Annotated in this window: 12 protein-coding genes; 4 read left to right on the forward strand and 8 right to left on the reverse strand. The window is 62.9% G+C overall.

Annotated elements, in window-relative coordinates; all coding sequences use genetic code 11:
* Positions 1 to 96: 96 nt before the first annotated feature.
* Positions 97 to 939, reverse strand: coding sequence for a class I SAM-dependent methyltransferase (locus AC1DZ8_RS22940; protein ID WP_477301088.1), 843 nt, complete (start codon positions 937 to 939; stop codon positions 97 to 99).
* Positions 940 to 944: 5 nt separating this feature from the next.
* Positions 945 to 2,300: an NAD(P)-dependent oxidoreductase gene (locus AC1DZ8_RS22945; protein WP_477301086.1), complete on the reverse strand. Its 1,356-nt coding sequence runs from the start codon at positions 2,298 to 2,300 to the stop codon at positions 945 to 947.
* Positions 2,301 to 2,554: 254 nt separating this feature from the next.
* Between AC1DZ8_RS22945 and AC1DZ8_RS22950 the strand changes: the two genes are divergently transcribed.
* The gene (locus AC1DZ8_RS22950) at positions 2,555 to 2,965 is read left to right on the forward strand and encodes a hypothetical protein (protein WP_477301084.1); all 411 of its coding nucleotides are present in this window, start codon (positions 2,555 to 2,557) and stop codon (positions 2,963 to 2,965) included.
* A gap of 43 nt (positions 2,966 to 3,008) precedes the next feature.
* Here AC1DZ8_RS22950 and AC1DZ8_RS22955 read toward each other — a convergent pair whose 3' ends face one another.
* Entirely contained in the window at positions 3,009 to 3,728 is a 720-nt protein-coding gene (locus AC1DZ8_RS22955) for a gamma-glutamylcyclotransferase (RefSeq protein WP_477301082.1), read from the reverse strand.
* 195 nt (positions 3,729 to 3,923) lie between these two features.
* Here AC1DZ8_RS22955 and AC1DZ8_RS22960 point away from each other — a divergent pair, with 195 nt between their 5' ends.
* Complete coding sequence (locus AC1DZ8_RS22960) at positions 3,924 to 4,700, forward strand: VOC family protein (RefSeq protein ID WP_477301080.1); 777 nt, start codon at positions 3,924 to 3,926, stop codon at positions 4,698 to 4,700.
* Between the two features lie 70 nt (positions 4,701 to 4,770).
* Here AC1DZ8_RS22960 and AC1DZ8_RS22965 read toward each other — a convergent pair whose 3' ends face one another.
* A complete protein-coding gene (locus AC1DZ8_RS22965; protein ID WP_477301078.1) occupies positions 4,771 to 5,259 on the reverse strand; it encodes a hypothetical protein in 489 nt (162 codons plus the stop codon).
* A gap of 202 nt (positions 5,260 to 5,461) precedes the next feature.
* On the opposite strand from AC1DZ8_RS22965, the gene AC1DZ8_RS22970 reads away from it, so the two are divergent.
* A complete protein-coding gene (locus AC1DZ8_RS22970) occupies positions 5,462 to 5,857 on the forward strand; it encodes a DoxX family protein (RefSeq protein WP_477301076.1) in 396 nt (131 codons plus the stop codon).
* A gap of 30 nt (positions 5,858 to 5,887) precedes the next feature.
* On the opposite strand, the gene AC1DZ8_RS22975 is transcribed toward AC1DZ8_RS22970, so the two are convergent.
* Positions 5,888 to 8,314, reverse strand: coding sequence for a GcvT family protein (locus tag AC1DZ8_RS22975; RefSeq protein ID WP_477301074.1), 2,427 nt, complete (start codon positions 8,312 to 8,314; stop codon positions 5,888 to 5,890).
* A gap of 240 nt (positions 8,315 to 8,554) precedes the next feature.
* Entirely contained in the window at positions 8,555 to 10,093 is a 1,539-nt protein-coding gene (locus tag AC1DZ8_RS22980) for a trimethylamine methyltransferase family protein (RefSeq protein ID WP_477301072.1), read from the reverse strand.
* A gap of 217 nt (positions 10,094 to 10,310) precedes the next feature.
* Here AC1DZ8_RS22980 and AC1DZ8_RS22985 point away from each other — a divergent pair, with 217 nt between their 5' ends.
* Positions 10,311 to 10,901, forward strand: coding sequence for a transglycosylase SLT domain-containing protein (locus AC1DZ8_RS22985; protein WP_477301070.1), 591 nt, complete (start codon positions 10,311 to 10,313; stop codon positions 10,899 to 10,901).
* 41 nt (positions 10,902 to 10,942) lie between these two features.
* Here AC1DZ8_RS22985 and AC1DZ8_RS22990 read toward each other — a convergent pair whose 3' ends face one another.
* Positions 10,943 to 13,264, reverse strand: coding sequence for a dipeptide ABC transporter ATP-binding protein (locus AC1DZ8_RS22990; protein WP_477301068.1), 2,322 nt, complete (start codon positions 13,262 to 13,264; stop codon positions 10,943 to 10,945).
* 46 nt (positions 13,265 to 13,310) lie between these two features.
* The gene (locus AC1DZ8_RS22995) at positions 13,311 to 14,468 is read right to left on the reverse strand and encodes an ABC transporter permease (protein ID WP_477301066.1); all 1,158 of its coding nucleotides are present in this window, start codon (positions 14,466 to 14,468) and stop codon (positions 13,311 to 13,313) included.
* Positions 14,469 to 14,473 lie beyond the last annotated feature (5 nt).

The raw sequence follows: 14,473 nt of genomic DNA on the forward strand, positions 1-14,473 counted from the left end.
TGATCAAGCGGGTCGGCGGCGCCGAAGCCAGCCAGGACGGATTGGGTGACTTGATGCCAACGAAATTGTTGCGGATGTCTGCCATGACAGGTCCTTTCAACCGAGACGAAGAAGCAGTTCGACGGGTGCGAGAATGCCGCCTTCAAGCGCGGCGGTGAGATTGGCGATCTTGGTGCGGGCGTTCTCGCCCATGATAAGATTGACGCCGGGCGGCGGTTTTTTGCCTTCCGCCTGCGCCGCAGCCATGCGCGCCCGTATGGTGGCGAAGAATTCGATGGCGAAGGCGCCGCGGGGCCGCTCGGCGGTTACAGAGAATCCTGCAGCCGCAGCAGCCGAGCGATAGTCGTCGGGTGTGGCGACGAAGGACATGCTCTCGTCGGATGCCCATGGCAGCGGATAGGTCAGCGCGCCAGCCTTGAGCCGCATCACATCGTAGACGGCAAAGACGCCGCCCGGCTTGAGCACACGCGCCGCCTCGCTCATCAGCTTTTTCTTGTCGGGAAGATTCATGCCGACATGCAGGATCATGGCCGTATCAAAGCTTTTGTTGCTGAACGGCATGTCCAGCGCGCTGCCCTGCACGAACCGGACTTTGTCGGCCATTCCCACCCGCTTCGACAGGCTGGTCGCGATGTCGACATAGCTTTGCGTCAGATCGATGCCGGTGACGTCGGCGCCGGCATTGTTGGCGGCAAAGCGGGCTGGACCACCCACGCCGGAGCCAATGTCGAGCAGCCTGGCCCCCGGCTTCAAACCCATCTGCCCGATGAGTTCCCTGGTGGCGGCGATACCGCCAATGTGGAATTCGTCGACCGCTTCGAGATCGCCGGCGCGCAGATGGGCAATGTCCACGCCGGTATCGGCAAGCACGGCAAGAATGTGCTGCTCAAGACCCGATACGTCGTAGTGACGGGCGATGCCCGATTCCACCGAGGCCATGATCTCTATCCCTGCGTCAGACTCCTGTTGATGCTCTCTGCCGCGTCGCGCCCTTGCGCCACGGCCGAGACGGTCAGGTCGTCGCCGCCAAAGATACAGTCGCCGCCGGCCCAGACATTGGCAAGCGAGGTGCGCCCTTCGGCATCGACCTTGATGCGGCCGGCTTCGAGTTCGATCGATGCACCGCTGCCGTTGAGTGCGGCCGGCACAAAACTCTGGCCGATCGCCTTGAACACCTGGTCGGCGGTGAGCGTCAGCCGCTCGCCGGTGCCGGCAAGCTTGTCGCCGTTCATGGCGGTGTATTCGAGCTCGATGCCCGACACTTTGCCATTTTCCGCAAGCACCCGCTTCGGCTGCAGCCAGTGGCGGATGGTGACGCCGTTGGCGGCGGCCAGATCCTGCTCGAACTCGGAGGCGTTCATATGCTCCTGGCCGCGCCGGTAGCAGATCGTCACCTCCTCGGCGCCGAGCAGTTTTGATTGCACGGCCGCGTCGATCGCTGTCATGCCGCCGCCGATGACGACGACGCGCCGGCCGACCGGCAGGCTGGCGAGATCGCTGGCCTGGCGCAGTTCCGCGATAAACTCTACCGCATTGGTGACGCCGTCGGCATCTTCGCCATCGGCGCGCAGCGCATTGACGCCGCCAAGCCCCATGCCGAGGAAGACGGCATCGTAATTCCTCATCAGGTCCGACAGCTGATAGTCGCGGCCGAGCGCCTTGCCGTTCTGGATGTCGATGCCGCCGATCGCCGTGACATAGGCGACCTCGGCCTGGGCGAAATTGTCGATGCTCTTGTAGGCGGCGATGCCATACTCGTTGAGACCGCCGGCTTTCGGGCGGGCTTCCAGAATGGTCACCTCATGGCCATGGCGGGCGAGCCGGTGCGCAGCCGCAAGGCCGGCCGGCCCGGCGCCGACCACGGCGACCGACTTGCCGGTTGTTTCAGCGCGCGGATAAAACTGTTTTTGCTCGGCCATGGCGACGTCGGTGGCATAGCGCTGCAGGCGGCCGATCTGCACCGGCTTGCCTTCCGCCACTTCGCGCACGCAGACCTCTTCGCACAGCGTCTCGGTCGGGCAGACGCGGGCGCACATGCCGCCCAGAATGTTCTGGTCGAAAATCGTCTTGGCCGAACCGATCGGGTTGCCGGTCGAGATCTGGCGGATGAACAGCGGAATGTCGATCGAGGTCGGACACGCGTTCATGCACGGCGCGTCGTAGCAGAAATAGCAGCGGTCGGATTCGACCAGCGCCTCATGATGATCGAGCGGCGGATGCAGGTCGGAAAAATTCTCGGCGTACTGGTCGGCGGCAAGCCGTCCGCCGGCGATTCCGTCCTTGAACTGGCCTTCTGGCATCGTCAGTTCCCCATGTTTTCGTTTTGGGGAAGGCTAGCACGTTTTATTTTTTTATCAATTGGTCAATTTTCGCCGCAAGCCGCTGAAAAGGCTCGATAATAATATGATTTTTTTACTCATGTTATGGTCAATCCGTTGCGCCTCAAAGAAGACCCGCTCGACATAGCCCCAAGTCGCGACAAGCTGGTCGAAGCCCGCGCGGGATGATAGGCGCTTGAGCACAACCCGCGGCTTTCACTCGAATGGAGATGGCGATGACCGACGATCAGGAGACGGTGCAGCGCTGGGAGCCTGTGGAGGATTTACCTCAGGCTGCCTGTCAGGTTTGGCGTCTGCGATCCGACAATTCCTTTGAACTGACCGTTGAAGGCGACTTTTTCGTGGGCCCCTCCAACAGAACCCTCAAGATAGACTTTCAAGGAGTACTAGCCCTCGCAGCTCATGATGACATGCTGGGGCTGACTAAAATCCGCGCTGGCACGTCGATCCCATTGATTGGATCTGGCAGCCAGGCCTCCTACAGGTGGCCCATCCTCCAAGTGGAGAACTCGCACTGGTTGCGATCGATACTCGGCCCCGCAAACGACCGCTCGCATTTTCTATTGCTCAGTCTCGAATGCACGGTTGAGGTGATTGCTAGTGAAGCCACAGCTTCTTGGATCTGAGCACCGCTGAGCGCAACTCAGGCCTCAGATTGGCGGCAGCCCGCTACTGGGGTGCCATCTGGAAGCTGGCATCAGAGGGACGGCCATGGATCGACCTGATCTCATCCGCGACCAGTTGCTGCAGCCGCCACAGATTGCGGTCACGGATTCCGAATTCCTCGAGGTGGCCGACGGTGTTGTAGAGATATTCCGCACCCGATCCGACATGCCCGCAGGCCCGGGCCAGCACCTGCGCCACCCGATCGAGCGGCTGCCCGAGCGACGTCCCCCTGCCCGTCACCCCGACCCAGAAGCCGAGCGCCCGCACCACCCCTTGCGCCGTGCGCACCGGAACCCAACGGACCGAGCTGAAACTTTCATGGTCGTCGATCTCGCGCCGCAACAGTCTCTCGATCTGTTGTGGCTTGTCGCCGTCGGGAAGCCGGTAGATGACGCCGTCGCATCGGCCGCCGCGTTCGAGCGCCATCATCAGCCCCGGCTGTGCCGCGGTGCCGCGCCAGCGCACCATGTCGAGACAGAACGAGCGATGCCAGCCGAAAGCCGTGGCGCGCAGTTGCTCGACGGATTCGAAGGCCGGCTTCCAGATCAGCGAGCCATAGGCGAACACCCACAACGGCCCCGCATCCGCTTCGTCGGACAGCTGTGCGGCAAGGGACCGGAAGTCCTCGTCGTTCAGCTGCGTCCAGCTGCCGTCAGGCCCAGGATCGACTTCTTCGCGATGGCACAGTGACACAAGCTCAGGCGTGAGCGACATCCGGCGCATGAAACGACTACCCCCGTTCGCCCAAGGAAAGTCGAAAACCGCCGCGCGTGCAAGTCGCCGGGCGCGACGAAGTGCGGAACGATGTGTTCACCCAGCCGTTGAATTTTCTCATGCGCGCTGTCGGATTCGCGTCGCTGAAATCGTCCTTTGATGGATCGGACGACGATCGATGCATGAAGGTGAGGAGACCGAAAAATGCCGAAAACCCCAATGCCTTTCTTCTGGTACGAGCTGATGACCAACGACCTCGATGCGGCGGAAGCGTTCTACACCACCGTGGTCGGCTGGCGGCCCGAGCCCTTCGACAAGGCGCCCGGCATGCCGCGCTACATCGTGGTGAACTCCGCCGAGCGTGGCGTCGGCGGGCTGATGACCATGCCCGAGGACGCCGCCAAAATGGGCATGAAGCCGGCCTGGCTCGGCTATATCCACACCAGGGATACGGACGCCTCGACCAAGGCGCTGAAGGCCGCCGGCGGGACCGTCCACCGCGAACCCGACGACATCCCCGGCGTCGGCCGCTTTTCCGTGGTTGCCGATCCGCAGGGCGCCACCTTCATGTTCCTGCAGCCCAATGGCCCCGACCAGCCCGTCCTTCCCGCCACCACGCCCGGCCATGTCGGCTGGCACGAGCTCTATGCAGCCGACCGGCAGAAGGCTTTCGATTTCTATTCAAGCCAATTCGGCTGGACCGATGCCGGTAGCATGGACATTGGCGAGATGGGCATTTACCAGACCTTCGGGGCCGGCCCTGAATCCGGCGGCGGCATCATGAACAAGCCGCAACAGCTGCCGGTGCCGGTGTGGCTGTTCTACTTCAATGTCGATGCCATCGACGCCGCCGCCAAACGCGTCACCGACAATGGCGGCAAGATCGTCATGGGTCCGATGCCGGTGCCGACCGGCCAATGGATCGCCCAGTTCACCGATCCGCAAGGCGCCTATTTCGCGCTCATCGCGCCAGGGCGCTGATCCGGCCGACCCATCAACACTGGACAGTTCTCATCGCGCCGCCGGTGCGATGAGTAACATCAGGTGCGAGCTATTCCGGCGCCAAAACCGCGACCTTTAGATCCTCTTTCTTGGCGCCGCTGAGCTGGATCGTGGCCGCGCCAGGCGTCAGTTTGAAGCGCACGCTCTTGCGGATGCCGGGGCAGGTCTTCACGCCGCTGAAACCCGCTGATTTCACCGCCTGGCCATCCTGAATGACATCGATCCAGGCTTCATCCGACAGACTGATCTGGAGCTCTCCTTCCGGTGGCACGGCCACGCTTGCCGTCGCGCCGAAGGTGCCGGCTGCCGGCGCCCGTTCCGGCGGCACGGCAAAGCTGATCGTGTCGACCGCAGCGAGCGTGAAATCCACCGCTTGCCCGACTGCCACGGCACCGCCGGACTGTCCGGCTGGCGCTGCCGGAAACAGCGCCTGCTCGCGCGTCACCGGCCATTTGAAGGCATCGCAGCCGGCGTCGGCGGCCATGGTGACGCTGGTGCCGGCAAGGAAGACGAACAGGCTGATCGCGACTTTTTTCATGGGAATCCACATGGTTTGGAGTGTCTACGCATCAATACAACCATAGCGATACAAATGCAACCCTAGAGAGAATAATATCAGGGTCCGGCTCGGGAACAATTTGCAATCACCGATTGTTGATGGCAGGCCACGGGAAGTGAATGGTCCACTGTCGGGCGATAATCTATGGCCGGACGGAAGGGTTGGAAAAATGGAGTTTTAGATGAAGCTTTTTGACGGTCTCGCCAGATTTCAACCGCAGGCCCTTGGCGTTCTGCGCATCATGACGGCGCTGCAGTTCATCGAGCATGGCTCGCAGAAACTGTTCAATTTCCCGGTGAGCAGCGGTGAGCCGCACGCCCTCACCGGTCTGACGCTGACGGCAGGCATTCTCGAATTCGCCGGCGGCATCCTGCTGGCGCTCGGCCTGCTCACGCGCCCCGTCGCCTTCCTGCTGGCCGGCGAGATGGCCATCGCCTATTTCATGGCGCATTACCCGCGCGACTTCTTCCCGATCAACAACAATGGCGACGCTGCCATCTCCTTCTGCTTCATCTTCCTCTATCTGGTGTTTGCCGGCGCGGGCGCCTTCGCGCTCGACAACCGCCGCAACGGCTGACCCGCTTAAGGCGAGACAGGGGGTGAACCCTCACCCCCGCATGCGCTCGAAATTGGCATCGAACAGCGGCACCGCCTGCATGCGTGCGGCATGGCGTTTGCCCAACAGTTCGATCTCGAAGCCGTCGCTCTCGTCGGCGATCTCCTTTGGCACATAACCGAGGGCGACGGATTTTTTCGGATGGTGCGCATAGCCGCCTGACGTCACCCAGCCGCGCACCGCGCCGCCGAACCAGATCGGCTCGTCGCCGATGACATCGGCGTCGACCGCATCGAGGATGAAGGTGCGCAGCCTGAGCTTACCGCCCTGCTTGCGCTCGGCCAGAGCGCCGGCCTTGCCGATAAAATCGGCCTCCTTGCCATAGGCGACGAAACGGTCGAGCCCGGCTTCCAGCGGCCCGTAGATCGGCCGGTATTCACGCGCCCATGAGCCGTAATTTTTCTCCAGCCGCAGCGCATTGAGCGCGCGCGAGCCGAACAGGCCAATGCCGAACTCCGCGCCCGCCGCCATCAGCGCCTGGAAGGCGGCGCGCTGGTATTCCGGCGCCACCCAGATTTCGTAGCCGAGATCGCCGGTGTAGCTGACGCGGCCGACCAGGCACGGCGCCATGCCGATGTCTATCTTGGCGACTGCCATGAACGGAAACGCCGCATTGGAGACATCGGCTCGGCTGACCTTCGCCAGAACGTCCCGCGCCTTCGGTCCGGCGATAGCGAGACCGCAGAGCTTCTGCCCCAGCGCCTCGATGCGCACCGTGCCATCCCCAGGCAAATGCGCCTCGAACCAGCGCATATGATACTGCTCGGCAATGCCGGAGCCGGCGATGAACCACGCGCCGTCACCAATGTTGGCCAGCGTAAAGTCGCCGATCAATTTGCCGTCGACCTTCAGCATCGGCGCCAGCGTCATGCGGCCGGGCTTCGGCAGCTTGCAGGCAAAAATCCGGTCGAGCCAAGCGGCAGCCTCCTCGCCCGTCACCTTGTATTTGGCGAAGTTCGAAATCTCCGCCAGGCCGACGCCTTCGCGGACGGTCGCGACCTCTTTCGCGACATGGATGAAGTCACTGGACCGCCGCCACGAAAACTCGTCCTTGACGCCCTCCGGCGCATACCAGAGCGGCACCTCCAGCCCATAGGACACGCCCCACTGCGCGCCCTTGGCCGCCAACAAATCGTAGATTGGCGTCGTCTTCAGTTGCCGTCCGGCGGGCAGTTCCTCATTGGGGAAGCGGATCGAGAAGCGGCGCGAATAATTCTCGCGCACCTTGGCGTTGGTGTAGGCCATCGTCGCCCAGTCGCCGTAGCGCGCGACATCCATGGCCCAGATATCGGCGCCGGGATCGCCTTCAATCATCCAGTTGGACAGCGCCAGACCGACGCCGCCGCCCTGGCTGAATCCGGCCATCACGCCGCAGGCAACCCAGAAGCCCGGCAGCCCACGCACCGGCCCGACCAGCGGGTTGCCGTCCGGCGCGAAGGTGAAGGGGCCGTTGATGATCTGCTTGATGCCGGTCCTCTCAAAGGCTGGGAAATGGCGGAAGCCGACCTCGAGCGATGGCGCGATGCGGTCGATGTCGGGCTCCAGCAATTCGTGGCCGAAATTCCACGGTGTTGAGAATTCAGACCAGACCTTGTTGGCCTTCTCATACGTGCCCATCAACATGCCGCCGCGCTCCTGGCGCAGGTACAACTCGCCGTCGAAATCGACAGCATGGATGATCTCCGTGCCTGTCTTCGCGTTCCACACCGCGACCTCCGGCATATCCTCGGTGATCAGGTACATGTGCTCCATGGCCAGCACCGGCAGTTCCAGCCCGACCATGCGGCCGACCTCGCGCGCCCACAGGCCGCCGGCATTGACGACATGCTCGGCCACCACCTCGCCCTTGTTGGTGATGACCCGCCACATCCCGTCGGGCCGGCGCACGATGTCCTCCACCTTGGTGAAGCGTTCGACCTCGGCGCCAAGCTTGCGCGCGGCCTTGGCATAGGCGTGCGTCACACCGGAGGGATCGAGATGGCCGTCCTCCTTGTTGCGGACAGCACCGACGAATTGTTTGGGGTCGAGCAGCGGCATCAGTTCGGCAGCTTCGTTGGCCGAGATTTCCTCGAGGTCGATGCCGAGATATCGCCCCTTGGCAACGACGCCGCGCAGCCAGTCGAGCCGCGCTTCGGTCGCCGCCAGAAGCACGCCGCCGGTCAGGTGCACCCCGGTCGCCTGGCCCGACAACTCCTCGATCTCCTTGTAGAGCGAGATCGTGTATTTCTGCAGCTTGGCGACGTTGGGGTCGCCATTGATGGTGTGCATGCCGCCGGCAGCATGCCAGGTCGACCCGGAAGTCAGCTCGTCGCGCTCCAGAAGCACGACATCGGTCCAGCCATGACGGGCCAGATGGAACAGCACCGAGCAGCCGACGACGCCACCGCCAATCACCACCACCTTTGCATGCGATTTCATGGATTTTTCTCTGATATCAATGAGTTGGGGAGATAATGTGAATCAGAAAGGCAGCGCCAGGCATCCCCCTCTGGCCTGCCGGCCATCTCCCCCTCGAGGGGGGAGACCAGCAGCGGCTGCGTTGCCGCCCGCTTGTCAGCGTTGGTGATTGGCGAAGGAAGATGTGCCAGCCAATCTCCCCCCTTGAGGGGGAGATGTCCGGCAGGACAGAGGGGGTGCCACGCGCCGACGCCAAAGAATTCACGGTTCGCCCTGCCCGATCGCTTGCTTGCGCCTGGTCACATACGCCTCCAGCGCCTCGCGCACGGCAGGATCCATCGTCGGCTCGACATAGTCCTCCAGCGCCTTCTTCCACAACCGCGTCGCGCGCGCCGTCGTATCGAGGCCGCCCGCCTCCTGCCATGCCTCGTAATTCTGCCAGTTGGACAGCATCGGCTGGTAGAAGGCGGTGGCATAGCGCTCCAGCGTGTGCGGTTCGCCAAAGAAGTGGCCGCCGGTCGGCACCGCGCCCAGCGCCTCCACCGCCAGCTCCGCCTCGTCGACGATGATCGGGCGCAAAAACTCCATCATGTGCTGGATCATCTCGACATCGATGATGAGCTTTTCGAATGATGCCGTCAGCCCGCCCTCCTGCCAGCCGGCGGCGTGGTAGACGAGATTGCCGTGGCCGAGCACAGCGCCCCACAGCGCCATCAGCGTCTCATAGGCGCCCTGCGCGTCGGCGGCGTTGGAGGCCGATCCCGGTGTCGTGCGGTAGGGCAAAGAATAGCGCCGCGCCAATTGCCCCGAGGCAATGTTGGCCTTGGTGTTTTCCGGCGTGCCGAAGGCAGGCGCGCCCGACTTCATGTCGACATTGGAGGTGAAGGCGCCGTACATCACCGGCGCGCCGGGGCGAACCAGCTGCGTCAGCACCACGCCGAACAGCGCCTCGGCATTCTGCTGCGCCAGCGCGCCGGCAAGCGTCACCGGGCTCATCGCGCCCATCAGTGTGAACGGCGTCACCGCCACCGACTGGCCGAACTCGGCCATGGTCATCAGCCCTTCGGCCATCATCTCGTCGAAGCGGCGCGGCGAGTTGACCGAGATGATGGTGGCGATGCCGGGGTCGTCGCGCATCTGGTCCAGCGTCAGCCCGCGCGCGATCGCCATCATCTCGATGCCGTCCAGCGCTCGGCCCCGGCCGATCGCCGAGACATGGAAGGATTTGTCGGTCAGCGTCAGATTGGTGAAATAGGTGTCCATATGCCGGGAATTGGCCGGCAGCTCCACCGGCGCGCAGACCTGGTTGCCGAGCATGTGGATGCAGTTGAAATGCTGCGCCAGCCGGGTGAGATCGGCATAGTCGCGCAAATTGCCGGCGCGGCGGCCGCGCTCCATGTCGTGCACATTGGGTGGCCCAGCGACGAGCGTGAAATTGATCGTGTTGCCACCGAGATGGATGGCGTTGGCCGGATTGCGCGGCGTCAGCCGATAGCTGGACTGCGTGGTCTTCAGCGCCTCGGCGACAAGGCCCCTGTCAATGCGGACATTCGCCGTCGCATGATCGACCGTGGCACCCGCCTTCTCGAACAGCGACAGCGCCCGGGGGCTCATCACCTCGATGCCGAAATTTTCCAGAATGTGCATAGAGGCCTGATGGATCGCCTCGATCTGGTCGGCCGACAGCATGGCCATCGGCGGATAGGGATTGGTCACCCGCCTGAGCGGGAGTTGCGGGATGGCCGACGGCCCCCTGTTGCTGGTGCGCTCGGCGCCGCGCTTGCGTCTTGGTTCATTCATGCCGGCATCAGAACGCCAGCATCCGGATACGGCTGTCAGAAATCCGCCCTTCGCAGGCGTGATTTTAGCCAAGGCGGCATTTTTGAATTCCGACGAAGACAAAGGCGACGCAAAAGGTCGAAATAATCACACCGGCTCTCGCCGGCGGAGCCGGGCCGGCAACCCGTTAAGAAACGCCGCAAGATTCCCTTTATGATTTCGGCCTATTCGTCTTCCCATGCGTAGGTCGAGTTTTAGTAAAATTGTAGCGGTTGGTGTGCTGCTGGCGTTGTCGGCCTGCGCGACGCCGCCCAACCACATCAACAATGTCTGCGCTGTCTTCGACCAGAATGACGGCTGGTTCGACAACTGGCAGGCGGCGGCCGAACGCGCCTCGCAGAAATACAGCATCCCCGTCCCCGTGCTGATGGCGACGGTGCGCAAGGAGTCCGGCTTCAAGGCCAACGCCCGGCCGCCGCGCACCAAATTGCTCGGCTTCATTCCGTGGACGCACGTCTCCTCGGCCACCGGTTTCTCGCAGGCGCTCGACGGCACCTGGTCGCAATACCAGAGCGAAACCGGCAGTTGGGGGGCGCGGCGGACCAAGTTTGCCGATGCCGTCGATTTCGTCGGCTGGTATCACTCAAAAACCGCCGACACCTTCGGCGTCGCCCGCAACGACACTTACAATCTCTACCTCGCCTATTATCTCGGCTGGACCGCCTATGGCCGCGGCAACCGCGGCGATGCGGGCGTGCAGGGTTATGCGCGGGCGACCGAAAAGATGGCCCGCGACTATGCCGTTCAGCTGCAGCAATGCAGCAACTGAACGCGCAGCTACGGCAATTCGAAAACCAGCACCCTTCCGGTTTAGTGCCGCCTTGTCGTATCTTTCGGCTTCTTGACACCGGTTTCGGAAGTCTCGTCGACTACTTTGAGGCGACGGACTCGCATCCCAGCCTGGCCCTGCTCCACGGCATCGCCAATCTCGTCCGCTGCCGCTGTCGACGATTTGCCACGCGGCCGTTTGGGCGCTGTTCCTGTCGAACCTGGCCCAGTGATATGGGGTGCGTCTTCCGGCACGCCTTCATGCGCCGCGTGCTCCTTGTCGAACTTGATTACCGGCTCCATCGTCGCCAGCACATCGTCCGATAGCCAGCAAAGGCTCATATGGCCGTCGCCGAGATGCTTGACCGGCGGCACCTTGGTTTCGCACAGATTGTCCGGCACCAGCTTCTTGTAGCCGCAGCGCGTCTGGAACGGGCAGCCTGATGGCGGGTTCATCGCCGACGGGATGTCGCCTTCCAGCACGATGTGCTTCTTGACCACGCTGGTGTCTGCGATCGGGATCGCAGAGAGCAATGCCTCGGTATAAGGGTGATAGGGCGGCGCAAAAATCTGGTCGGTCGTGCCTTGCTCGACGATATAGCCGAGATACATGACGACCACGCGGTCGGCGATGTAGCGCACGACTGACAGATCGTGGCTGATGAACAGCATCGTCGTCTTGTTCTTGCGCTGGATGTCCATCAAGAGTTCGGTCACCGCCGCCTGCACCGAGACGTCGAGGGCCGAGACCGGCTCATCGGCCACCACCACCTTGGCATCGCCAGCAAAGGCGCGCGCCACACCGATCCGCTGCTTCTGGCCGCCCGAGAGCTGGCGCGGCTTGCGCGTCTCGAAGGCGCGCGGCAGCTTCACCAGGTCGAGCAGTTCCAGCATGCGCTTGCGCCGGTCGGCGACCGTCTTGCCGACATTGAATTTTTCCAGCGTACGGATGATCTGCGAGCCCACGGAGTGGCTGGGATTGAGCGTGTCGAACGGGTTCTGGAACACCATCTGGATCGACGACACCGTATCGACGCTGCGCTTCTCGATGCCGGTCGACTGGATCTGCTTGTTGCCGAGCGTCACGGTGCCGGAACTTGCCGTCTCCAGGCCGAGCAGCACCTTGGCTAGCGTCGACTTTCCGCAGCCGGACTCGCCGACAATGGCGACGGTCTCGGATTCGCGCGCCATGAACGAGATCGTCTCATTGGCCTTGACGACGCGGCCTTCGCTCGAGCCGAACACTTCGCTGCCGCCGACCTTGTAGTATTTCCTGAGGTCTTCGATCTTGAGCACCGGATCGCCGGGCACGACCTTTTCATTGACCTTCTTGGCGCCGGGCGGCAACGCTTCCCAGTCGATCTCATTGAAGCGCACGCAACGCGAGAAATGGCCTTCGTGACCGGCGACCTCGATCATCGGGATTTCGGCGGCGTTGCAGACGCCCTCGACGAAATGGTGGCAGCGCGGGCCGAAATTGCAGCCCTTGGGCCGCTCATGCGGCAGCGGCAATTGCCCGGGAATGGAAATCAGCGGCCGCGAGTTCTTGTCGGCGCCCGGCAGCGGGATAGAACGGAACAGCCCTTGCGTATAGGGATGACGCATCCGGTCGAACACGTCCTTGATCTTGCCGGTCTCGACCGCCTCGCCCGAATACATCACCGTGATGCGGTCGCAAGTCTCGAGGATGAGGCCGAGATTGTGCGACACGAAGATCATCGACGTGCCGAACTTTTCGCCCAGCCCCTTGACCAGTTCGACGATGCCCGCTTCCACCGTCACGTCGAGCGCCGTCGTCGGCTCGTCGAGCAAAAGCAGCGCCGGCTTTGACAAGAGCGCCATGGCGATGACGATGCGCTGCTGCTGGCCACCGGAGAGCTGGTGCGGATAGGAGCGCATCATGCGCTCGGGATCGGGCAGCTTCACCGCCCGCACCATGTCGAGCGCGCGCGTGTAGGCCTCTTCCTTCGACACCTTGTCGTGGATCAGCGGCACTTCCATCAATTGCTGACCGACCTTCATCGCCGGATTGAGGCTGGCCATCGGCTCCTGGTAGATCATGGCGATCTTGTTGCCGCGGATGGCGCGCAGCTCCTCGTCGGACAGCTCGCCCATGTCCTTGCCCTGGAACTTGATCCTGCCGCCGACGATCTTTCCGATGTTGGAGAGGTCGCGCATGATGCCGAGCGACACGGTCGACTTGCCGCAGCCGGATTCGCCGACAATGCCCATCGCCTCGCCCGGCATCACCGTACAGGAAAAATCCATGACGGCAGGGATCTCGCCCTTGCGGGTGAAGAAGGAGATCGACAGGTTCTCGATCTCGATGATCGGTTCGCCGGGATTTCGAACTGCCTCATTCATGGGTCGCTCCAATCCTATTTTCATGCGTCGGGCCAAAACCCGCAGATCAGTCTTTCATCGATTGTTCGCGCAGCGAGTCGGCGAGCAGATTCAGCCCCAACACGAACGACATTAGCGCGATCGTCGGCGGCAGCGCCGGGTGGATGAAGGAGCGCAGCAGGCGGCTGGCGTCCTTGATCGCAGTGCCCCAGTCCGGGCTCTCCGGCGCCAGGCCGAGACCGAAATAGCCGAGCGTGCCGAGCAGGATCGTGGTGTAGCCGATGCGCAGGCAGGCATCGACGATCAGCGGTCCGCGCGCATTGGGCAGGATTTCCCACAGCATGATGTACCAGGGCGATTCACCGCGCGTCTGCGCCGCCGCCACATAGTCGCGCGTCTTGATGTCCATCACCAGGCCGCGCACGATGCGGAACACGCCGGGGCTGGAGGCGAACACCACCGCCACGAAGATGTTGAGCTGGTTGGGATCGATGTGGATGACCTTGAACGGATCGGCATCGAAGACCAGGCCGGCATAGACCCAGCCGCCGATGACCAGCGTCAGCCCGAGCAATATGTAGAGCCGATCCGGGCGGTTCTTGTAGCGGGTCCAGAACAGCACGGAAAAGAAGATGATCGGGAACAGGAAGAACAGCCCGGCCATGGCGTAGGGGATGGGCGTGTCCATGATGCCCGGCGTCACCAGCAGGTAGAACAGCAGGATCACCGGGAAGGCCAGCACCAGATTGGCCAGGAACGACAGCACGGTGTCGATCCTGCCGCCATAATAGCCGGCGGGCAGGCCGAGCGTGATGCCCACCATCAGCGCGAACCCCGTCGCCGCCGGTGCGATGATCAGCACGATCTGGCTGCCATAGACCATGCGCGAGAAGACATCGCGGGCGAGCTTGTCGCCGCCGAAATAGTAGATGAGCTTGGATACCGGCTCGATCCCGCCCGGCAGCGCGTCCTTCATGATCGGCACCTGGGAAAGCGGATCGAAGGGCGCGACGGTCGCCGCGAAGATCGCGGTGAACAGCCAGAACAGGCAGATGCCGACGCCGACAATGCCGACGCCGCTGTCGAACAGCTGGCCGTATAGGCCGAGCCTTTTCTTGTAGGTGAAGCTCGCCCCCATCACCAGGGCAAGCCCCAGCCAGACCGGCCAGAAGCGCGCAATCACGCCGAGCACGATGTTGAAGGCGCCGATATATTCGACCTGCATCTGCC

This window comes from Mesorhizobium sp. P2_F7 (assembly GCF_056403695.1).